The sequence below is a fragment of the Streptomyces sp. NPDC002536 genome, assembly GCF_053594995.1.
In genome coordinates, this window is the sequence record NZ_JBSFWU010000047.1 from 1 (window position 1) to 22,068 (window position 22,068).

Annotated in this window: 17 protein-coding genes and 1 pseudogene; 15 read left to right on the top strand and 3 right to left on the bottom strand. The window is 72.4% G+C overall.

The annotated features are described in order from the left end of the window. The first annotated feature begins 205 nt into the window (after positions 1–205). The 4 genes from ACWD4B_RS18585 (at position 206) to ACWD4B_RS18600 (ending at position 5,205) form a co-directional block, all read left to right on the top strand. Positions 206–1,423: a bifunctional adenosylcobinamide kinase/adenosylcobinamide-phosphate guanylyltransferase gene (locus ACWD4B_RS18585; RefSeq protein ID WP_451421732.1), complete on the top strand. Its 1,218-nt coding sequence runs from the start codon at positions 206–208 to the stop codon at positions 1,421–1,423. Positions 1,424–1,624: 201 nt separating this feature from the next. Beyond that, a complete protein-coding gene (gene cobT, locus ACWD4B_RS18590; protein ID WP_451421733.1) occupies positions 1,625–2,671 on the top strand; it encodes a nicotinate-nucleotide--dimethylbenzimidazole phosphoribosyltransferase in 1,047 nt (348 codons plus the stop codon). Between the two features lie 48 nt (positions 2,672–2,719). Then, a complete protein-coding gene (locus ACWD4B_RS18595) occupies positions 2,720–4,486 on the top strand; it encodes a phosphatidylglycerol lysyltransferase domain-containing protein (protein ID WP_451421734.1) in 1,767 nt (588 codons plus the stop codon). Between the two features lie 2 nt (positions 4,487–4,488). Next, positions 4,489–5,205: a hypothetical protein gene (locus ACWD4B_RS18600; protein WP_336412678.1), complete on the top strand. Its 717-nt coding sequence runs from the start codon at positions 4,489–4,491 to the stop codon at positions 5,203–5,205. Here the strand turns inward: ACWD4B_RS18600 and ACWD4B_RS18605 are convergent. Further along, the gene (locus tag ACWD4B_RS18605; protein ID WP_451421735.1) at positions 5,172–5,909 is read right to left on the bottom strand and encodes a hypothetical protein; all 738 of its coding nucleotides are present in this window, start codon (positions 5,907–5,909) and stop codon (positions 5,172–5,174) included. The genes ACWD4B_RS18600 and ACWD4B_RS18605 overlap by 34 nt on opposite strands. 213 nt (positions 5,910–6,122) lie before the next feature. On the opposite strand from ACWD4B_RS18605, the gene ACWD4B_RS18610 reads away from it, so the two are divergent. The 6 genes and pseudogenes from ACWD4B_RS18610 (at position 6,123) to ACWD4B_RS18635 (ending at position 14,064) form a co-directional block, all read left to right on the top strand. Continuing rightward, a complete protein-coding gene (locus ACWD4B_RS18610; protein WP_451421736.1) occupies positions 6,123–6,920 on the top strand; it encodes an adenosylcobinamide-GDP ribazoletransferase in 798 nt (265 codons plus the stop codon). Positions 6,921–7,066: 146 nt separating this feature from the next. Next, on the top strand, positions 7,067–8,593 hold the full coding sequence (locus ACWD4B_RS18615; protein ID WP_451421737.1) for a leucyl aminopeptidase: 1,527 nt from the start codon (positions 7,067–7,069) through the stop codon (positions 8,591–8,593). Positions 8,594–8,875: 282 nt separating this feature from the next. After that, positions 8,876–10,264 carry a dihydrolipoyl dehydrogenase gene (gene lpdA / locus ACWD4B_RS18620; protein WP_451421738.1) on the top strand — a complete coding sequence of 463 codons (1,389 nt, stop codon included), beginning with the start codon at positions 8,876–8,878 and terminating at the stop codon, positions 10,262–10,264. A gap of 47 nt (positions 10,265–10,311) precedes the next feature. Further along, the gene (gene sucB, locus ACWD4B_RS18625) at positions 10,312–12,081 is read left to right on the top strand and encodes a 2-oxoglutarate dehydrogenase, E2 component, dihydrolipoamide succinyltransferase (protein ID WP_451421739.1); all 1,770 of its coding nucleotides are present in this window, start codon (positions 10,312–10,314) and stop codon (positions 12,079–12,081) included. A gap of 146 nt (positions 12,082–12,227) precedes the next feature. Further along, entirely contained in the window at positions 12,228–12,851 is a 624-nt protein-coding gene (locus tag ACWD4B_RS18630) for a GntR family transcriptional regulator (protein ID WP_451421740.1), read from the top strand. Between the two features lie 215 nt (positions 12,852–13,066). Further along, positions 13,067–14,064, top strand: a pseudogene (locus ACWD4B_RS18635) (helix-turn-helix transcriptional regulator). Here the strand turns inward: ACWD4B_RS18635 and ACWD4B_RS18640 are convergent. Next, a complete protein-coding gene (locus ACWD4B_RS18640; protein ID WP_451421741.1) occupies positions 14,055–14,969 on the bottom strand; it encodes an SDR family oxidoreductase in 915 nt (304 codons plus the stop codon). The pseudogene ACWD4B_RS18635 and the gene ACWD4B_RS18640 overlap by 10 nt on opposite strands. 138 nt (positions 14,970–15,107) lie before the next feature. Between ACWD4B_RS18640 and ACWD4B_RS18645 the strand changes: the two genes are divergently transcribed. From ACWD4B_RS18645 to ACWD4B_RS18655, 3 genes are all read left to right on the top strand, one after another. Continuing rightward, complete coding sequence (locus tag ACWD4B_RS18645) at positions 15,108–15,626, top strand: DUF4240 domain-containing protein (protein WP_336412679.1); 519 nt, start codon at positions 15,108–15,110, stop codon at positions 15,624–15,626. 29 nt (positions 15,627–15,655) lie between these two features. Beyond that, a complete protein-coding gene (locus ACWD4B_RS18650) occupies positions 15,656–16,561 on the top strand; it encodes a TIGR01777 family oxidoreductase (protein ID WP_451421742.1) in 906 nt (301 codons plus the stop codon). Between the two features lie 178 nt (positions 16,562–16,739). Further along, on the top strand, positions 16,740–18,050 hold the full coding sequence (locus ACWD4B_RS18655) for an NAD(P)/FAD-dependent oxidoreductase (protein ID WP_451421743.1): 1,311 nt from the start codon (positions 16,740–16,742) through the stop codon (positions 18,048–18,050). 177 nt (positions 18,051–18,227) lie between these two features. Here ACWD4B_RS18655 and ACWD4B_RS18660 read toward each other — a convergent pair whose 3' ends face one another. Continuing rightward, a complete protein-coding gene (locus tag ACWD4B_RS18660; RefSeq protein WP_390777686.1) occupies positions 18,228–19,694 on the bottom strand; it encodes a regulator in 1,467 nt (488 codons plus the stop codon). 296 nt (positions 19,695–19,990) lie between these two features. Here ACWD4B_RS18660 and lipB point away from each other — a divergent pair, with 296 nt between their 5' ends. Further along, positions 19,991–20,797, top strand: a complete 807-nt coding sequence (lipB, locus tag ACWD4B_RS18665; RefSeq protein ID WP_451421744.1) for a lipoyl(octanoyl) transferase LipB — start codon at positions 19,991–19,993, stop codon at positions 20,795–20,797. Positions 20,798–20,941: 144 nt separating this feature from the next. Beyond that, entirely contained in the window at positions 20,942–21,892 is a 951-nt protein-coding gene (gene lipA, locus ACWD4B_RS18670; protein WP_451421745.1) for a lipoyl synthase, read from the top strand. The last annotated feature ends 176 nt before the right edge of the window (positions 21,893–22,068 follow it).

The following is a 22,068-nucleotide window of genomic DNA, read 5'->3' on the forward strand; positions in this document are numbered from 1 at the left end:
GGCCCGGTCCGGCCGGATGCCGGCCAGAGCCGTCACCGCAGTCGAGGGCTTCGCCCCGGACCCTGGGGTGGTGCGTCGGCTGCAGGCCGTCGGTGGCCGATCGCGCAGTTCCCCGCGCCCCTTACGGGGCGGAGATCCGCCGGTGGCGGACGGGAAAGGGTGAGCCCCGCGCGCCCGGGGCGCGCGGACGCGAGACGATCAGGGCGTGGAACTGACTCTCCTCGGCACCGGAGCCCCCGACGGGCTGCCGCGCCCCGGCTGCCCCTGCGCGTCCTGCGCCGCCGCCACGGGCGGCGAGGCACGCGCCGCCACGGCGCTGCTCGTCGACGGCGCGCTCCTCCTCGACCTCACGCCCGGCCCCGCGTTCGCCGCGGCCCGCGCGGGACGCTCGATCGCGGGGGTGCGCCAGGTGCTGCTCTCGCACCCGCACGACGGCCCGGCCCTCGAGCTCCCGGCCGGGCTGCCGGCGCCGGTGCGGGTGCCGGACGGGCGCGAGCTGTCGGTGATCAGCGGGCACCGGGTGCGGGCGCTGGCCGTGGACGCGCCGGGGACGGCGTACGAAGTGACGTCCCCCGACGGGGAGCGGCTGCTGTACCTGCCGCCGGGCGCGGCACCGGCCGGGCTGGGGACCGTCCCCGGCCCGTACGACATGGTGCTGCTCGACGTCCTGGACCGGCCCGACGCGCTGGCCCGGCTGCGGGAGGCCGGGGCGGCCGGGCCGACGACGGACGTGATCGCCGTGCACCTGGACCACGACGTGCCGCCCGGCCGCGAACTGCACCGGCGGCTGGCGGCCGCGGGCGCCCGTGCGGTACCCGACGGCACCACGCTGGTCGTCGGCGACTACCACGAGGTGCCGGACCTGCCGCGGCGGACGCTGGTGCTGGGCGGCGCGCGCTCGGGCAAGTCGGTGGAGGCGGAACGGCGCCTGGAGTCCTTCCCCGAGGTGCTGTACGTGGCCACGGGCGGCACGCGCGAGGGCGACCGCGACTGGGCGGCGCGCATAGCGCTGCACCGCGAACGCCGCCCCGGGTCCTGGCGGACGGCCGAGACGTGCGACCTGGTGCCGCTGCTGACGGAGGAGGGGCCGCCGCTGCTCGTCGACTGCCTGGCGCTGTGGCTGACGGACGCGATGGACTCCGTCGGCGCGTGGGACGACGCGACCTGGGCGGACGGCGGCCGGGACGCGCTGGCCGCGCGCACCGCGGACCTGGTGGCGGCGGTCCGGGCCACGCGCCGCGTGGTGGTGCTGGTGAGCAACGAGGTGGGCTCCGGGGTCGTCCCCGCGACGTCGTCGGGGCGCCGCTTCCGCGACGAGTTGGGGCGGCTGAACGCCGCCGTGGCGGACGAGTGCGAGCACGTCCTCCTGGTCGTCGCGGGGCAGGCCCTGCCCCTGCGGGGCGGTGCCGGTTGCGCCCCGTAAGGGGCGCGGGGAACTGCGCGACCAGCCACGACGCACCCGCAGATGACGTGCTGCCCCGGGGTCGTGCGTCGCCTGCGGGCCGACGGTGGCTGATCGCGCAGTTCCCCGCGCCCCTTACGGGGCGCCGTCACCCCGCACGGAGTGCGAACCCGGCACCGTGCGCCCGCTGTCCGGGCCCCCCGCAGGGGTAAGGTGTCGCGGATGAGCGGTCTGAATCTTGATGACTTCGCCTCCCTGATCGAGCGGCCCGACGCAGTCGTCCGGCGGGACGCCGAGGAGCGCCGGGAGCGCCTCGCCCCGCGCCCGGGAGCGCTGGGCCGGCTGGACGAGCTGGGCGAGTGGCTCGCCGCGGGTCAGGGCTCCGTGCCCGTGAAGCCCATCGAGCGGCCCCGGGTGCTGCTCTTCGCAGGCGACCACGGCGTCGCCTCCCTCGGCGTCTCCGGCGGCCCCGAGGCCGGCGCGCAGGAGCTGGTGCGCGCCGCCCTGGCCGGGGAGAGCGCGGCCGCGATCCTGGCCCGCCGCTTCGGCGCCGGGCTGCGCGTGATCGACATGGCCCTCGACTGCGACCCGGACGCCTTCCCCGAGGACGTCACCCGGCACCGGGTGCGCCGCGGCTCGGGCCGGATCGACGTGGAGGACGCGCTGACCGCCGAGGAGGCGGAGCAGGCGTTCCGCACCGGCATGGCCGTCGCCGACGAGGAGGCCGACTCCGGCACCGACCTCGTCGTCCTCGGCGACCTGAGCGTCGGCGGCACCACCGCCGCCGGCACCCTGATCGGCGCCCTGTGCGGCACGGACGCCTCCGTGGTCACCGGCCGCGGCAGCGCCGGCATCGACGACCTGGCCTGGATGCGCAAGTGCGCGGCCATCCGCGACGCGCTGCGCCGCGCCCGCCCGGTCCTCGGCGACCAGCTGCAGCTGCTGGCCGCCGTCGGCGGCGCCGACCTCGCCGCCACCACCGGCTTCCTGCTGCAGAGCGCCGTGCGCCGCACCCCGGTGATCCTCGACGGGGTCGTCGCGACGGCCTGCGCCCTGGTCGCCCAGCGTGTCGCCTTCCGGGGGCCGGACTGGTGGCTGGCGGGCCAGGCGAGCGGCGATCCGGCGCAGGCGAAGGCACTTGACCGGATGGCGCTCAACCCCCTGCTCGACCACGGCGTCACTGTGGGGGAAGGGACAGGAGCCCTGCTCGCCCTTCCCCTGGTGCAGGCGGCTGCGGCCCTGGCGGCGGAGCTTCCCGAGCGTTCCTGAGGCAGGACCGGACCACACCGCGCACCAGGCCCCATACGATCGCTTTTCATGGGAGAGGTCCGCTTGACTCCGGATGAGGGCACCCGCGGCAGCACCTGGCCGCGGCGTGCCGCCGCCTTCGCCGTGTGGTATCTGCGCGCCGTCACGTTCGTCAACCTGTTGGGCGCGTTCTGGGTGTCCTTCGGTGCCGACGTCCGGCGGCACAACGTCGACGAGTTCTTCACGCCGTATCTGCTGTCGGCCGGCTTCTCGGCGACGGTGGTCTCGCTGTTCATGGCGATCACCCTGCGCCGCCGCAAGCGCGCGGCCTGGATCCTCAACCTGGTCCTGTCGGGACTGCTGTTGCTGATCCTGATGCTGGTGATGGCCTTCCCCGAGTACCGCAGGCACGCCCTGAACTGGTTCTCGCTGGTGGTCACGACCCTGTTCGTGGCGGCCCTGGTCGTGGGCCGCAAGGAGTTCTACGCCAAGGGCGACCGCTCCAACCCCAAGCTGGCGGCCGCCGTGGCCGCCGTCGGCCTGCTGGTCACCTCGCTGATCGCCGCCCTGCTGGTGACCGTCACCAACGAGGCGCACGACGAGTACCGCTCCACCTTCCTGGACCGCTGGCACTACGGCGTGATGCGCATGGCGTACATCGCGGCCGACAACTCGCGCTACGCGGGCATCGCTCCCCCGGGCTGGGTCAACGTCGTCATCAACGTGATGAGCGTGGTCCTGCTGGTCCTCGTGGTCTACGCGGCCTTCCGCTCCCGCCGGGCCACCGACCCGATCACCGCCGAGGACGAGGCCGGGCTGCGCGCCCTGCTGGACAAGCACGGCGACCGCGACTCGCTGGGCTACTTCGCGCTGCGCCGCGAGAAGAGCATCATCTGGTCCCCGTCGGGCAAGGCCGCCGTCACCTACCGCGTCGTCGGCGGGGTCTCGCTCGCCTCGGGCGACCCGATCGGCGACCCCGAGGCCTGGCCCGGTGCCATCGAGCCCTGGCTGGCACAGGCGCGCGAGCACGGCTGGATCCCGGCCGTGATGGGCGCGAGCGAGGAGGGCGGCACCATCTACTCGCGGCACGGCCTGGACGCCCTGGAGCTGGGTGACGAAGCCATCGTGGACACCGGGGAGTTCACCTTGGACGGGCGTGCGATGCGCACCGTGCGCCAGGCGTACAACCGCGTCAAGCGCGCCGGTTACACCGTCACCGTCCGCCGCCACGAGGACATCCCCGAGCCGGAGATGGACCATCTGCTGCGCCGTGCCGACGACTGGCGCGACGGCGCCACCGAGCGCGGCTTCTCCATGGCGCTGGGCCGGCTCGGCGATCCGGACGACGGGCGCTGCGTGATGCTCGAGTGCTACGACACCCACGGCGAGCTGCGCGCGCTGCTCAGCTTCGTCCCGTGGGGTCCCAAGGGCCTCTCCCTGGACCTGATGCGCCGTGACCGGGACTCCGAGAACGGCCTGATGGAGTTCATGGTCATCGAACTCCTGCAGCAGGCCCGGCAGCTGGGCATCCACCAGGTGTCGCTGAACTTCGCGATGTTCCGCTCGGTCTTCGAGCGCGGCTCGCGGCTGGGCGCGGGCCCGGTGCTGCGGATGTGGCGGTCGCTGCTGAGCTTCTTCTCGCGCTGGTGGCAGATCGAGTCCCTCTACCGAGCAAATGCGAAATACCGCCCCATCTGGGAGCCTCGTTTCATGCTGTTCGAGAAGAGCAGTGACCTGCTGCGGATCGGCATCGCCAGCGCCCGCGCCGAGGGGTTCCTGGAGGCGCCCGGCCTGCCCAAGTGGCTCAACCGGAAACACCTGGAGAGCCGACGTTGACGATGCGCGCGGCGCTGCGTCGCGCCGCGCGCACCGAGTGGGGTCCGCTGTACGAGGCGGTCCGGGGGGCGTTCGTCCGCAACCGGTTGCGGGCCGTCCCCATGACGCTCACCGCCGTCGTCCTCACCTCGCTCTTCCAGATCGTCCAGAACCAGCACTGGGGCTTCGAGCCCGTCCAGCGGCTCGGCTCCGTCCAGGCGCAGCTGCCCTGGTGGCAGGCGCTGCTGCGGACCCCGCTGTCGCTGTTCGTCCCCGCGCTCGACCTGCCGGTGTGGGGTGCGCTGGCCCAGATCCTGATCGTCTTCGGCATCGCCGAGGCGTGCATCGGCAAGTGGCGCACCCTCGCGGTCTCGTACACCGCCACGCTCGCCGGGACCATGTACGCGCGGCTGGGCGTGGCCATCGGCCCGGGCTCGCCGCTGGGGCTGCCGCCGGAGGCCGCGAAGATCATCGACACCGGCCCGTCGGCGGCGGTGGTCGGCCTGGCGGTGTATCTGTCCTGGCGCTACCGCGCCTGGCTGACCTGTGCCGGCGTGGTGCTGGCCATGGTGGTCGAGGTGCTGGTCAAGCCCAACCTGGCGGGCAAGGAGCACATCGCCGCGGTGGCCGTGATGCTGGTGGTGTGCGGGGTGGACGAGGCCCGAAGACGCCGCAAGCCGCGCAGCGACGAGCACCGGGAGCGGGATCAGCGGTCCGGGGCCCCCGCCACCAGGTCGTGAAAGCGGCGCCGGAAAGCCGCCCAGCGCGCGTCGTGCCGGTAGGCGCGCACCCTCGCCCGGCGCCGGGCCCGCGGCCGGTTGCGGTAGAAGCGCCGGTACCAGGGCGACCCGGGCCGGGCCAGCCGGATCGCGCCCACCAGGGCCACCAGCGGAACGACCGCGCCGATCAGGGCGATCCGGGGCTTGCCCTTGGCGAGGGCGAACAGCGCGATGAGGAAGTTGGCGAGGGTGTTGGCCACCACGATGGTGCGGTTCTGCAGCTCGTCGGGGGTGAGCTCGTTGACCCCGAACGGGGAGAAGCCGGAGAGCACCAGCCCCACCAGGGCTGCCGTGAGCACCACGATCTCCACGCTCTTGCGGCCCTGTTCGGTCCAGTAGACGTCGTCCAGGTGCAGCACCAGCGCGAACTCGTCCAGCACCAGCCCCGCGCCGCTGCCGAACAGCACCGCCGAGACCGCCGCCCCGAAGCCCTGCCGGCTCGCGGCGACCGCGCCGAAGCCGCCGACCACCATCAGCACGATGCCCGGCACCACATGGTGCACGTGCAGCCCGCCGGGCCTGATGTTGCGGAAGGGACCCCTGCCCGCCCGGATGAGACGGGTGATGACCCGGGTGACCAGGAACGTCAGGACGAACGCGGTGAGCGCGAGCAGCAACGGCAGCTTTCCGGGATCGACGATGTTGCGTGCCAGCCAGTGACCCATCTTTCGTCCTTCGCCTGCGGAGCCGCGAAGCGGCGTAGTACGTTGTGCCCCTGTCCTCGGGCAGCGGTCAGGGCTTGGCCGTCATGAGGCTCCCCGGAGCCGAGTGAGAAGCCGCCCCGTTCGCGGGGAGGAGGAGTCACGGAAATCCGCTCCTGCAGAGTGTGCGGTATTTCAGTCGCGCGGTGCATCCGGCCCGCTGGATAGCCTGCCCGGATGCACGCCACGCCCCCGCCCCGCGCCACCGTCGCGGACGCCCTGCGCTTCGCCTTCGGCACCCTGACGGTGCTGCCGGTCCCGCTCACCCGCTGGGACCGCGCCGCGGCCCGCGGCGGAATGCTCGCGGCACCCCTGGCCGGACTGGTCGTGGGCGGCTGCGCGGCGGCCGCAGGCCTGCTGTTGACGCTGCTGGGCGCGGGCCCGCTGCTCGCCGCCGTGGCCACGGTCGCGGTGCCCGCCGTGCTGACCCGGGGGCTGCATCTGGACGGGCTCGCGGACGTCGCCGACGGGCTCGGCAGCGGCAAGCCCGCCGCAGATGCGCTGCGCATCATGAAGCAGTCGGACATCGGCCCGTTCGGCGTGGTCACGCTGGTGCTCACGCTGCTGGGCCAAGTGGCCGCCCTGGCGCAGTCGTACGAGGCCGGTACGGTCCGCGGCGCCGTGGCGGCCGTCGTGGCGGGGCTCGCCGCGCGCTGCGCGCTGACGCTCGCCTCCCGCCGCGGGGTGCCCGCCGCCCGCCCGGAGGGCCTCGGCGCGGCGGTCGCGGGCGCGGTGCCGGTGCCCGCGGCGCTGACCGCCACCGCCCTGGCCCTCTGCGCGGCGGCGGCGACGGGCGCACTGCTCGGCCCGTACGCGGCCCTGCACACGGCCGGCGCCCTGCTGTTCGCCCTGCTCGCCGCCGAACTCCTGCTGCGCCGCTGCTGCACCCGCCTCGGCGGCGTCACGGGCGACGTCTTCGGCGCCCTCGCCGAAACGGCATCGACAGCGGCACTCCTCGCAATGACACTGGCCTGAGCCCCACAGGGCGCTCAGGGAACCGCATGACAAGCCACATACGACCCGCAGCCGGGCGAGGCCCACGCAAACACGGCGCATACGATGCGCAAGGGCCCCGCGGGACGCGCTCGGCCGAAACTCAACGGAAGAGAGACTTCACCACCGTGACTGCTCTGACTCTCAGCACTTCCACAGCGGCGACGCTCCGCGCGGACGTCGTCGTCGTCGGCGTCGCCAAGGGCCCGAAGGGTCCCGTCGTCGCGCCCGGCGCCGAGGTCGTGGACCAGGCCTTCGACGGCAAGCTGGCCTCGGTCCTGGAGACCCTGGGCGCCTCCGGCGACGAGGGCGAGGTGACCAAGCTCCCGGCTCCGTCCGGCCTCAAGGCCCCGGTCGTGCTGGCGGTCGGCCTCGGCGAACTCCCCGCCAAGGACGAGGTCTTCACCGAGGAGGCCCTGCGCCGCGCCGCCGGCACCGCGGCCCGCGCGCTGGCCGGCACCAAGAAGGCCGCGTTCGCGCTGCCCGTCGAGGACGCCGAGTCCGCCGCCGCGATCGGCGAGGGCGCGCTGCTCGGCGCGTACTCCTTCACGGCCTTCCGCTCCAACGGCAACGGCAAGAAGAAGGACGACAAGGGCGGCCCGCTGGGCGAGGCCGCGATCCTCGGCGCCAAGCCGCGCGACAAGGCCTTCAAGGCCGCCGCCGAGCGCGCCGCGGCCGTGGCCGCGGAGGTCAACCGGGCCCGCGACCTGATCAACACCCCGTCCAACGCCCTCACCCCCAAGCTCTTCGCCGAGGCCGCCCAGACCGCGGCCAAGGAGCACGGCCTCAAGATCGAGGTGCTGGACGAGAAGGCGCTGATCAAGGGCGGCTACGGCGGCATCATGGGCGTCGGCCAGGGCTCGGCGAACCCGCCCCGCCTGGTGCGCCTCGGCTACACCCACCCCCAGGCGGAGAAGACCCTCGCCCTCGTCGGCAAGGGCATCACCTACGACTCGGGCGGCATCTCCCTGAAGCCGGCCGGCCACAACGAGACCATGAAGTGCGACATGAGCGGTGCCGCCGCCGTGTTCGCCGCGGTCGTGGCCGCCGCCAAGCTCGGGCTGCAGGTCAACGTGACGGCCTGGCTGGCCCTCGCGGAGAACATGCCCTCCGGCACCGCCACCCGTCCGGGCGACGTGCTCACCATGTACAGCGGCAAGACCGTCGAGGTGCTCAACACCGACGCCGAGGGCCGCCTGGTGCTGGCCGACGCCCTCACCCGCGCCTCGGAGGAGAACCCCGACGCGATCGTGGACGTCGCCACCCTGACCGGCGCGATGGTGCTGGCCCTCGGCGACCGCACCTTCGGCGTGATGGCCAACGACGAGGCCTTCCGCACCGCGCTGTACGAGACGGCGGAGGAGGCCGGCGAGCAGGCCTGGCCGATGCCGATGCCGGCCGAGCTGCGCAAGACCATGGACTCCCCGGTGGCCGACATCGCCAACATGGGCCAGCGCATGGGCGGCGGCCTGATCGCCGGCATCTTCCTGAAGGAGTTCGTGGGCGAGGGCATCGCCTGGGGCCACCTGGACATCGCGGGCCCGGCCTTCCACGAGTCCGCCCCGTTCGGCTACACCCCGAAGGGCGGCACCGGCTCCGCGGTGCGCACCCTGGTCCGCCTGGCGGAGCGCACCGCCGACGGCGACCTGGGCTGACCCGCGGCGCAGGATCCGCGGCCCCGGGAATGCGCCCGGGGCCGTGGTGCGTTCGCTCTCAACGAAAACGTACTTTTCTACGCACTAGTAACCCTCAAAGGTGACGCATCAGTCGCCGCTGAGACCCGCCCGGCGTCCCGCCCTCCGTCAACAAGTGCGAAGATGTTGTCTCGGCAGGACAGGGCCCCCTTATTCACAGGGCCGACGAAATGCGGCCGAACGACAGCCGCCGCCCGGTCACCGTTGACCGGCAACGGCGTACCCATGCATGGAGGACGTGACGTGGCGAACGACGCCAGCACCGTTTTCGACCTAGTGATCCTCGGAGGCGGTAGCGGTGGTTACGCCGCCGCCCTGCGCGGGGCCCAGCTGGGTCTCAACGTCGCCCTGATCGAGAAGGACAAGCTGGGCGGCACCTGCCTGCACCGCGGCTGCATCCCCACCAAGGCTCTGCTGCACGCCGGCGAGGTCGCGGACCAGGCCCGTGAGGCCGAGCAGTTCGGTGTCAAGGCATCCCTCGAGGGCATCGACATCGCGGGCGTCCACAAGTACAAGGACGACGTGATCTCCGGCCTGTACAAGGGCCTGCAGGGTCTGGTCGCCTCCCGCAAGGTCACCTACATCACCGGCGAGGGCCGTCTGTCCTCCCCGACCTCCGTGGACGTCAACGGCCAGCGCATCACCGGCCGCCACGTCCTGCTGGCGACCGGCTCCGTGCCGAAGTCGCTGCCGGGCCTGACCATCGACGGCAACCGCGTCATCTCCTCGGACCACGCGCTGGTCCTGGACCGCGTGCCGAAGTCCGCGATCGTGCTGGGCGGCGGCGTCATCGGCGTCGAGTTCGCCTCCGCGTGGAAGTCGTTCGGCGTGGACGTCACGATCGTCGAGGCGCTCCCGCACCTCGTCCCGGTCGAGGACGAGAACAGCTCCAAGCTGCTGGAGCGCGCCTTCCGCAAGCGCGGCATCAACTTCTCCCTCGGCTCCCGCTTCTCCGGTGTCGAGTACACCGAGTCGGGCGTGAAGGTCTCGCTGGAGAACGGCAAGACCTTCGAGGCCGAGCTGCTGCTCGTCGCCGTCGGCCGCGGCCCGGTCTCCCAGGGCCTGGGCTACGAGGAGGCCGGGGTCGCCATGGACCGCGGCTACGTCCTCGTCGACGAGTACATGCAGACCAACGTGCCGACCGTCTCGGCCGTCGGTGACCTCGTCCCGACCCTCCAGCTCGCGCACGTCGGCTTCGCCGAGGGCATCCTGGTGGCGGAGCGCCTGGCCGGTCTGAACCCCGTGCCGGTCGACTACGACGGCGTGCCGCGCGTCACGTACTGCCACCCCGAGGTCGCCTCCGTCGGCATCACCGAGGCGAAGGCCAAGGAGCTGTACGGCGCGGACAAGGTCGTCAGCCTGAAGTACAACCTCGCGGGCAACGGCAAGAGCAAGATCCTCAAGACCGCGGGCGAGATCAAGCTCGTCCAGGTCAAGGACGGCGCCGTGGTCGGCGTCCACATGGTCGGCGACCGTATGGGCGAGCAGGTCGGCGAAGCCCAGCTGATCTACAACTGGGAGGCGCTGCCCGCCGAGGTCGCGCAGCTCATCCACGCGCACCCGACGCAGAACGAGGCTCTGGGCGAGGCTCACCTGGCCCTGGCCGGCAAGCCGCTGCACTCGCACGACTGAGTCCCGAGCGCACCACCATCCCCCCAATCGTAAGGAGCAACCGCACCATGGCGGTTTCCGTAACCCTGCCGGCGCTCGGCGAGAGCGTGTCCGAGGGCACCGTCACCCGCTGGCTCAAGGCCGAGGGTGAGCGCGTGGAGGCCGACGAGCCGCTGCTCGAGGTCTCCACCGACAAGGTCGACACCGAGATCCCCGCCCCCGCCTCCGGCATCCTCGCGTCCATCAAGGTCGCCGAGGACGAGACGGTCGAGGTCGGCTCGGAGCTGGCCATCATCGACGACGGCACCGGCGCCCCCGCCGCTGCCCCGGCTCCGGCCGCCGCCGAGGCTCCGGCCCCGGCCCCGGTCGTCGAGGCCCCCGCCGCCCCGGCCCCCGTGGCCGAGGCTCCGGCCGCGCCGGCTCCGGCCGCCGCTGCCCCGGCCGCCGTCGGCACCGACGTCGTGCTGCCCGCGCTGGGCGAGTCGGTCACCGAGGGCACCGTCACCCGCTGGCTGAAGGAGGTCGGCGAGACGGTCGAGGCCGACGAGCCGCTGCTCGAGGTCTCCACCGACAAGGTCGACACCGAGATCCCCGCCCCCGCCTCCGGCACCCTGCTGGAGATCCTGGTCGGCGAGGACGAGACCGCCGAGGTCGGCGCCAAGCTCGCCGTGATCGGTGTCGCGGGTGCCGCTCCGGCCGCCGCGCCCGCCCCGGCCGCCCCGGCCCCGGCTCCGGCTCCGGTCCAGGAGGCCCCGGCCCCCGCCCCGGCTCCGGCCGCCCCCGTGGCTCCGGCCCCGGTCGCGCCCGTCGCCCCGGCTGCCCCGGTCGCCCCGGCTCCGGTGGCTCCGGCCGCTCCCGCCCCGGTGGCCCCGGCCGCCCCGGCCCCCGCCGCCGCTGCTCCGGCCGCCGACGGCGCGTACGTCACCCCGCTGGTGCGCAAGCTCGCCGCCGAGTCCGGCGTCGACCTGTCCACCGTCGCCGGCACCGGCGTCGGCGGTCGCATCCGCAAGCAGGACGTCATCGCCGCCGCCGAGGCGAAGGCCGCTCCGGCCCCCCCCGCCGCCGCTGCCCCGGCTCCGGCCGCCGCCCCGAAGGCCCCGGCCCTCGAGGTGTCCCCGCTGCGCGGTCAGACGGTCAAGATGCCGCGCATGCGCAAGGTCATCGCCGACAACATGATGAAGGCGCTGCACGGCCAGGCCCAGCTCAGCTCCGTGGTCGAGGTGGACATCACCAAGATCATGAAGATGCGCGGCAAGGCCAAGGACGCGTTCGCCGCCCGCGAGGGCGTCAAGCTGTCCCCGATGCCGTTCTTCGTCAAGGCCGCCGTCCAGGCGCTGAAGGCCCACCCGGTCATCAACGCCCGGATCAACGAGGACGAGGGCACCATCACCTACTTCGACTCCGAGAACGTCGGCATCGCCGTCGACTCGGAGAAGGGCCTGATGACCCCGGTCATCAAGGGTGCGGGTGACCTCAACATCGCGGGCGTCGCCAAGAAGACCGCCGAGCTGGCCGGCAAGGTCCGCACGGGCAAGATCAGCCCGGACGAGATGTCCGGCGCGACCTTCACGATCAGCAACACCGGCTCGCGCGGTGCGCTGTTCGACACGGTCATCGTGCCCCCGAACCAGGTCGCGATCCTGGGCATCGGCGCGACGGTCAAGCGTCCGGTCGTCATCGAGACCGCCGAGGGCACCACCATCGGCGTCCGCGACATGACCTACGTGACGCTGTCCTACGACCACCGTCTGGTGGACGGCGCCGACGCGGCCCGCTACCTGACCGCGGTCAAGCAGATCCTGGAGGCCGCGGAGTTCGAGACCGAGATCGGTCTGTAACTCCCCGGCACCCTTCGGGTTCCTCAGGGCGCGGCCCCGGATCGTATTCCGATACGACCGGGGTCGCGCCCTTTGCCGTGCTTGCAGCCATAATGACGTCCGATTCCCTCTAATTCCCGCCGATTCACGCCCGTTGAGGAGCACCCATGGCACCACCCGTCGTCCACTCGCTGCGCGAGCAGATCCGCGAGCACATCCTGGAGGGGATCGTCGGCGGGCGCTGGCAGCCGGGCGAGCGGATCGTGGAGCGGCGGATCGCGGCCGAGCTGCTGGTGAGCCAGACCCCGGTGCGCGAGGCGCTGCGCGAGCTGGAGTCGCTGCGGCTGATCGAGTCTGCCCCCAACAAGGGCGTCCGGGTGCGGGAGCTGACCGCGGCCGACCTCAAGGAGAGCTACCCGGTGCGGGCGGGCCTGGAGCAGGTGGCCGCCGAACTGGCCGCCGAGGCCCTGGCCGAGGACCCCTCGGCGCTGGAGCGCGAGGTGACGGCGCTGTACGCGGCGGACGAGGCCGGCGACAGCGAGGCACAGGTCCGGCACACGGTGGCCTTCCACCGCGCGATCGTGGAGGCGGCGGGCAACTCCGTGCTGCTGCACACCTGGGAGTCGCTGGGCATCGAGGTGTGGACGACTCTGTCGATCCGCTGGCTGCGCCCCGAGCCACGGCCCCACGCGGAGGAGCATGCGCAGCTCGTGGCGGCGTTCCGGCGCCGCGACCCGGCCATCTGCGAGCTGCTCAAGGCGCACGTGCTGAGCTGCGCGCCGCAGGTCTGAGCGGGATTTCCGCGCATTCTCCACAGAGGGATTGATCGATCATCGATCAGGGGCGTATGGTCTCCACGGAGCCGCGCCCCTCACGCCCTGTCCTGTGACGGGGGGCGGCACCGGACGAGACTGCAGGTCCCCGAGCGTCATCCGTTGCCCTGGCCGGCGCCGGGGTCCTGTCGTCGCGCCCTGCCGTGTCGGTGCTCCCCGTCATCATGGGAGGCATGCGCGCGGCACGGCTGATCAAGATGGTGCTCCTGCTCCAGTCCCGCCCCACGGTGGGGGTACCTCCCATGCCGTTCAGGCTATGGGGGAGGGCGCGGAGCTGGCGCGCCGCCTGGAGGTCTCGGAGCGCACGGTCGCCCGCGACGTCCTCGCCCTGTCCGAGGCCGGGATCCCGGTCTACGCGGACCGCGGCCGCGCCGGCGGCTACCGCCTCATCGGCGGTTACCGCACCTGCCTCACAGGCCTCGGCCGCACCGAAGCAGAAGCTCTCTTCCTCTCCGGAGTACCCGCCGCGCTGCGCGAGATGGGCCTGGCGGACGCGGCCTCGGCGGCCCGCCTCAAGGTCTCCGCCGCCCTCCTGCCGGAGCTCGGCGACGCCCCCGACAGCGCGGCCCAGCGCTTCCACCTGGACGCCCCCGGCTGGTGGCACCCGCACACCCCGCCGCCCCTGCTGCCCGCCCTCGCTGACGCGGTCTGGGACGACCGCCGGGTCCTCGTCCGCTACCGGCGCAAGGACGCCGAGGTGGAGCGCGAGCTGGAGCCGTACGGCCTCGTCCTCAAGGCGGGCGTCTGGTACGCGGCGGCCCGCGCCGGCAAGGACTTCCGCATCTACCGGGCGGACCGCTTCACGGACGTCCGGCTGCAGGACGAGCGCTTCCGGCGCGCGGAGTCCTTCGACCTCGCGGCCTTCTGGGAGGAGCGCGCGGCGCAGTTCGCCCGCTCGATCCTGCGCGAGACCGTCGTCCTGCGCCTCACCCCGGAGGGCGCCCGCCGCCTGCCGCACACGGCGGACCCGGCCGCGGCCCGCGAGGCGGTCGACCGGGCGGGCGGGCCCGACGAGCAGGGCCGCATCACGCTCACCCTGCCCGTCGAGTCACTGGAGGTGGCCTACGAGCAGCTGCTGACCCTGGGCCCGGAGGCGGAGATCATCGAACCGCCGGAACTGCGCGAGCAGTTCGCCGAGGCGATGTCGCGTGCTGCCGAGCTCTACCGATAATCCTCCGCAGCCGCATCCCGCCCCTCGTACCACACCTCCTGGATGTACCGGAGGGCGTCCGGCCGCGAGCCGTCCACGTCCGTGAACCCGTAGTGGGCGGCCAGCTGCCCGCTGGACAGGGACTGCCCGCTCCACCGCGCCCGCCCGGGATCGGCGGCGAGCGCGACGACCGCCCGGCCGACGAAGGCCGGGGACTCGGCGATGGCGAAGGACGGCTCCTTCTCCACCGCGTCCCGCCAGTTCGCCTCGGTGACCCCGAAGTGGTCGAGCATCTCCTCGGACCGCAGGAAGCCGGGGCTCAGGGCGACGGCCGTGCCCCCGCATTCCCGCAGTTCCTCGGCCAGCGCCCAGGCCATCCTGATCGGCCCGTACTTGGCGAGGTCGTACAGCAGATTCTCCCGGTAGTGGGCGGTGTTGAACTCCGCGGTCCCGTCGGTGACCTCCACCACCAGCCCGCCGGGCCGCCGCACCAGCAACGGCAGCGCGAAGTGGCTGGTGATGGCATGGGTGTCGATGGCCAGCCGCAGCATCCGCAGCCCCTTGTCCAGGTCGAGCTCCCACACCTTCTTGCTGAACTCGATCAGGCGCTCCCCGCCCCACACGTCGTTGACGAGCACGTCGAGCCGCCCGTGCTCATGGTCGATGCGCTCCACGAGCGCCCGGACCTGCTCCGGCTCCAAGTGATCGGTGGGGACGGCGATCCCGGTCCCGCCCGCCGCGGTCACCAGTTCCGCCGTCTCCTCGATCGTCTCCGGGCGCCCCACCTCGCTCTGCCGCTCCCGCGTCGTGCGCCCGGTCGCGTAGACGACGGCCCCGGCGGCTCCCAGGGCCACGGCCATCGCCCGCCCGGCACCCCGCGTGGCCCCCGCGACCAGCGCCACCTTCCCGTCCAGCGAACTCTTCACCACGGTCTTCCTCTCGTCGGTCGATCACCACCGACACTCCCAGCGATACCCGACACCTCCTGTCGTGTATTACGAGACGGCCGCATCCGGCCCGCTCCGGGTGCGTTGCCCGGTGCCAGGGCCGATGCTTGTGGCGTGATGGACGAGACGGAGTTCTGGGACCTGGTCGACAGCGCCCGCGACGCCGCCGAGGGCGATGCGGAGGACCAGGCCGATGTGCTGGTCGAGCGGCTGCTGCAACTCGACCCCGACAGCGTGGTGGACTTCGCCCGGCACTTCGAGGCGCGGTACAACCGCGCGTACCTCTGGGACCTGTGGGGTGCGGCGTCCGTACTGCTGGACGGGGCGAGCGACGACGCCTTCGACTCCTTCCGCTGCTGGCTGATCGGCCAGGGCCGGGAGACCTACGAGGGGGCGGTGCACGACCCGGACAGCCTGGCCGAGCTGCTGGAGGACTTCGACGACGAGGTGGACGGCGACGGGGAGGACCTCGGCTACGCCGCGGACGAGGCGTACGAGCAGCTGACGGGCAGCGAGTTGCCCGACCTGGGCCTGCCGGACCAGCCGGCGGAGCCGCTGGGCACGGCGTTCGACGTGGAGGACGACGCCCTGCTGCCGGAGCGCTTCCCGAAGCTGTGGGACCGCTTCCGGGAGTGACCCGGAACCCCACAGGAAACGGAGGCAGGATGGGTCCCATGCGCATCGCAGTCACCGGCTCGACCGGCCTCATCGGCTCCGCACTCGTCCGTTCCCTGGAGGCAGACGGCCACCAGGTCGTCCGCCTCGTGCGGCGCGCGCCGGGGGCGCGGAACGAGGTGCAGTGGGATCCCCGGCGCCAGTGGGTGGATACGGCGGGCCTGGCGGGCTGCGAGGCCGTGGTGCACCTGGCGGGCGCCGGCGTGGGCGACCACCGCTGGACCGCCGCCTACAAGAAGGAGATCCGGGACAGCCGCGTCCTGGGCACCACCGCGGTCGCCGAGGCCGTGGCGTCCCTCGACACCCCGCCCGCGGTGCTGATCAGCGCGAGCGCCATCGGCATCTACGGCGACACGGGCGACCGACCGGTCGACGAGGACACCCCGCCGGGCCGTGGCTTTCTGGCCGACGTCTGCACGGAATGGGAGGAGGCCGCAACACCGGCCGCCGAAGCGGGAATCCGTACGGTCCTCCCCCGCACAGGCCTGGTGGTGGCCCGGACCGGAGGCGCCTGGGCGAAGCTCTTCCCCCTGTTCAAGGCAGGCATGGGCGGCCGCATGGGCAACGGCGACCAGTACTGGAGCTTCATCGCCCTGAGGGACCACATCGCAGCACTGCGCCACATCATCACAACAAATACACTCTCCGGCCCGGTGAACCTGACAGCCCCCAACCCGGCCACGAACCGCGAAGTCACGGCCGCCATGGGCCGTGTGCTGCACCGCCCCACGCTGTTCACCGCGCCCGCTCCGGCGCTCAGGCTGGCGCTCGGGGAGATGGCGACGGATGTGCTGGCCAGCCAGCGCGTCGTGCCCCGGCGCCTGTTGGACTCCGGCTTCACCTTCTCCTGCCCCGACCCCGAGAGCGCGGTACGCGCGGCGCTGACGGAGGGATGACGCCCACCGTCCCCGCACCCACCGATGGGTTTGTGCGACCACTGTGCGACCGTGCTCACCCCGTGCGCGACTGTGATTGACCGGATTTCTCTCTACGGTCGAGGCGAACTCACGCATCGGCGCAGCCGGTTGGGGGCATCAGGCCCCCGAGCGAGCGGACCGACCCCCGGGAGGGCACGTGCTCAGCAGCGCAGACCACGCCGACGTCGTCATCGTGGGGGCCGGACTGGCCGGCCTCTCTGCGGCACACCACCTGACCGAAGCAGGGGTGAAGGTCCTCGTCCTGGAAACAGCCGACCGGCCGGGCGGCAGGATGAGGACGGACCGGATCGACGATTTCCGACTGGACCGCACCGGCCAGCTGCTCAACACCTCGTTCCCCGAGCTGCTCCGCACGCCCGGTCTCGACGGTCTCACCCTGCGCCCGTTCACCCCGGGCGTGCTGGTCCACCTCGACGGCCGCAACCACCGCACCGGTGAACTCCGGGGCGCGAAGCGTGCGTTCACCACGGCACGCGCCTTCGCCGCCGCCCGGGCATCCCGCAGTGCGGGTCTCGATCAAGCGCGGCTCGGCGCGGCACTGGCCCGCCTTGCCGCGCTGCCCATCGACCGGATGCTGGCCCGGCCGGACCGCCCCACGGCCACGACCCTGGCCGGCCGCGGCCTGCCGGCCCGCACGGTCGACGGCTTCCTGCGCCCCCTCCTGGTCTCCCTGCTCTCGGACCCGGATCTGACGACGTCGAGCCGCTGCGCGGACCTGGTCCTGCGGGGCTACGCAAGGGGCCGCCTCTGCCTCCCCTCAGGAGGGGCGGAAACACTCCCGGCCCTCCTCACAGCGGCACTCCCCCCGGGAACGATCCGCACAGGAGTCAACGCAAAAACGGTCTGCACCACCACAGTGGGCACGGCAGGCCACGGCGACATCACCTGTCGCTCCGTAGTGGTCGCCACGGGAGCCCGAGCCGCAGCGGACCTGATCCCGGGCCTCCGCTGCCCGGACTTCCACCAGGTAGCAGTCCTGCACCACACAACCGACGAAGCGCCGCACCACGACGCCTCACTGATCCTGACGGGCACCTGCCGAGGCCCGGTGTCACACACGACAGTGACAAGCGAAGTAGACCCGTCACGAGCCCCAGCCAACAGGGCCCTCATCACATCAACAATCCTGGGCCCAAGGGCAGGCATCCCCACCACCGAACTGGACCGAGCAGCCCGAGCCCAACTAGCAGAGATCTACCGCACATCCACAACGAACTGGCAACTGCTGTCGGCCCACCACGACCCGGACGCGGTCCCGGCGATGCCGCCCCCGCACGACGTGCGCCGCCCGGTCCGCCTTCTCTCGGGCCTCTACGTCTGCGGAGACCACCGGGACACCAGCACGGTCCAGGGCGCACTCTTCTCGGGCCGCCGAGCAGCCCAAGCGGTCCTGCGCGACCTGGGAATCCACCCGGGCACGGGAGCGGCAACCCTACGAGCGGCGTAACCGACCCCGCACGCAAGGGAGGAGCCCCGAACGCAAGGGGGCGGGGTGGGGACGGGCCCTGGAGAGGGACGTAAAAACTTTTTGGGGCAAAAGTGCGGGGCGCCCTCACGCGGAACAGCTCGCCACAAAAAGTTCAGTCCCCGGAAGGGCCCGTCCCCACCCCGCCCCCGCCCCTGCTCACAAGGCGGCAACCCGCTCCCGGTACCCGCGAACGGCCGCAGCATCGCGGTAGGGCTCGAGCCGCCGCTCGAAGTCCCGCACATACTCGAGCGCCCGCACGGACCGCATCTCGGCAGCAGCCTGAGCCGCCTCAGCCCCCAACGCGCAGGCCTGCTCAAGCTCTCCCAACCCCAGCCGGGCCGAGGCCAGCACAACCCGACAGAACAGCCGACTCCGCGCATAGGCAGGACTCCGCAACTGCAGAGACCTCTCCGCATGTTGCGCAGCAGCCCGATACTGCTGCAGGTCCCGATGACAGTGCGCGAACTCGTCGGCAAGCTGCGCCTCGTCGAAGAACCGCGCCCAATAGGGCACTTCATCCCCGGGCCGAGCCCCTTCCAGAGCCCGCTCGGCCCGGGCCAACGAGGCGGAACAGGCCCGCACTTCCCCGAGCACGCCGTGCCCCCGGGCCTCGACCGAATGAAGCAAGGACTGCACCACGGCAGGCACACTGGACCCGACACCCTGCTGGGCGACCCGGGCCAGCTGCACGGCTTCTCGCCCGTGCCCGAGGTAAACAGCCTGCCGACTCATCGTCACGAGCACATAACTGCCGTAGGCCCGGTCCCCCGCGGCCTGGGCAAGCCGCAGCGCCTGCACGTAGTACCGCTGCGCAAGCCCATGCGCGGCAATGTCGTAAGAGGTCCACCCGGCAAGCCGCGTCAGATCGGCAGCCGCGGCGAAGAGCCGCCGCCCGGTGGTCTCCCCGTACGTCCCGCGCAGCATCGGCTCGGCCTCGTGCTCCAGGTACCGCACGAGCGCCTGCCGGGCGTGGCCACCCCCGTAGGCGTGGTCCAGGGTCCGGAAGAGCTCCCCCACGGACCGCAGTGCCGCGATGTCCCCCATGGACACCCGGCTCCCGGGCGCCCGCTCGGCGAGCCGCTGCCGCTGCGCGGGCACATGCGCGAGCCCCGGGGCGCGCGCCGCCGCAGCAGGCCGCGCGCCCTCACCGGAGGGCGCGGGCGCGGTGCCGCGCGCCACCCGTTCGTCCGCGCGCCCGATGAGCCAGTCCCGGCTCGGCACCACCAGCCCGGCCGGGGTGAAGGCGATCTTCCGCAGCTCGGTGTGGCTCCCGGAGTCCTTGCGCCAGAGCCCGCTCACGATGTCGATGGCCTCCTCCGGGGAGGAGGCGAACTCGAGCCCCGCGTACACCGGGGCGCACGCGTCCAGCCCGAGGTCCTGGGCGGACAGCCGCCGCCCGAGCCGCCGGGTGAAGACCTCGGCGATCAGCGCCGGGGTCGTCCCCCGCGGCTGCTGCCCGCGCAGCCACCGGGTGACGGAGGTCTTGTCGTATCTCAGATCGAGCCCGTGCTCGAGCCCGAGCTGGTCGACGCGGCGGGCGAGCCCCGCGTTGGAGAAGCCGGCCTCCGCGATGAGGGCAGCAAGCTGACGGTTGGGAATGCGCTGTGGGGGTCGTTCCGTCATCAGCCTGCCGGTCTCCCTGATCTCGTCCTGGAACGGCGTGAATTTAGCGGCCGCCTAACGCCCTGATCGCCGCCTTCGCCCCGCATTCATCCGATCGTGTGAGGACAGATCAAATAGACATGGCGGCCTGCTGACGCGACGCCCCCCGAGGACCGCCCCCACAGAGCACCGCAGATCCCCCACGGCTCCCCGCAGTCGGCCGCCTGCGGCAATGCCGCCGGCCGCCCGTACAGTGGCAGGGGCGCGAGAAAGACCGCGCAACCCGCGCAACCGTGCGATACACACGAGGAGCTGTCGTGAGTGAGCTGCGCTTTGTCCATCTGGGCTTCGGGGCGGACGCCGTCGAGTACCAGGAGGCGTGGCAGGAGCAGCGCCGGGTGCACGCCGCCCGGTTCGCGGACGAGATTCCGGACACGTGCCTGCTGCTGGAGCACCCGGCGGTCTACACGGCCGGACGGCGCACGGAGGACAGCGAGCGCCCCCTGGACGGCACCCCGGTCGTCGACGTGGACCGTGGCGGCAAGATCACCTGGCACGGCCCCGGCCAGCTCGTCGGCTACCCGATCCTCAAGCTGCCGCGCCCGGTGGACGTGATCGCACACGTGCGCCGCCTGGAGGAGGCGCTGATCCGCGCCTGTGCGGAGCTGGGCCTGGAGACGACCCGGGTCGAGGGCCGCAGCGGCGTGTGGGTCCTCGGGGACCCGGTCGACCAGCGCCCGGCGATCGGCGGCCTGAACCTGGACTTCGACCCGCGTCTGACGGACGAGGAGTTCGACCCGCGCCTGAACGGCCCGGAGTACGCCCCGTCCAACGCGGGCCAGCGCCGCGAGGACCGCAAGCTGGCGGCCATCGGCATCCGGATCGCCAAGGGCGTGACGATGCACGGCTTCGCGATCAACTGTGATCCCGACAACACCTGGTTCGACCGGATCGTCCCCTGCGGCATCCGCGACGCCGGGGTGACCTCGCTGTCGAACGAACTGGGCCGCCGGGTTCCGGTGTCCGAGGTGATCCCGCTGGTGGAGAAGCACCTGCGGGAGATCCTGACGGCGGCGGAGCCGAAGCCGCGCGTGATCGAAGCGGTCGAGGCGCAGGCGAGCTGAGCCCGGCGCCCCCGGGCGAGCCCACGGCGGGCGCCCGGGAATGGGCCGGGCGGCCCCACGGTTGCCCTGGCTGCCGTAAGAACGTAGGAAACAACGGGCGTACCCTGGTGTCCGCCGAGGAATCGAAGTCATAGGGAGCCGGACGTGTCCGCAGTCGCACCCGACGGACGCAAGATGCTGCGCTTGGAGGTCCGGAACGCCCAGACCCCCATCGAGCGGAAGCCCGAGTGGATCAAGACCCGCGCGAAGATGGGCCCCGAGTACAAGGAACTCCATGGCCTGGTGAAGCGCGAGGGCCTGCACACCGTGTGCCAGGAGGCGGGCTGCCCCAACATCTACGAGTGCTGGGAGGACCGCGAGGCCACGTTCCTCATCGGCGGCGACCAGTGCACCCGGCGCTGTGACTTCTGCCAGATCGACACCGGCAAGCCGCAGGCCCTGGACCGCGACGAGCCGCGCCGCGTGGCGGAGTCCGTGCAGTCCATGGAGCTGAAGTACGCGACGATCACCGGCGTGGCCCGCGACGACCTGGAGGACGGCGGCGCCTGGCTCTACGCCGAGACCGTGCGCCAGATCCACGCCCTGATGCCGGACACCGGCGTCGAGCTGCTGATCCCGGACTTCAACGCCAAGCCGGAGCAGCTGGCCGAGGTCTTCTCCTCCCGCCCCGAGGTGCTCGCGCACAACGTCGAGACGGTCCCCCGGATCTTCAAGCGCATCCGCCCCGGCTTCCGCTACGAGCGCTCGCTGGAGGTCATCACCAAGGCCCGCGAGGCCGGCCTGGTGACCAAGTCCAACCTGATCCTCGGCATGGGCGAGGAGCGCGAGGAGATCAGCCAGGCGCTGCAGGACCTGTACGACGCGGGCTGCGAGCTGATCACGATCACCCAGTACCTGCGTCCGTCGCCCCGGCACCACCCCGTCTCGCGCTGGGTGAAGCCGCAGGAGTTCGTGGAGCTGAAGGAGGAGGCGGAGGAGATCGGCTACGCCGGTGTCATGTCCGGCCCCCTGGTCCGTTCCTCGTACCGGGCAGGACGTCTGTACCAGCAGGCGATCGAGAAGCGGGCGGCCCAGCCCTCCGCCCAGGCCGTCTGAGCCTTGTGAAACGCCGACGCGGCCCGCACGCAAAGCAAGCGTGCGGGCCGCGTCAACGTTTCATAGGTGTTTGACCAACAGGTCATCCGTTGGTAACACCAGTCGGTAACCATGGAAGCACGCACAGCAGTACGCCACCCTCCACGCCTCACCGTTTTCCGCATCCGAGGGGACTT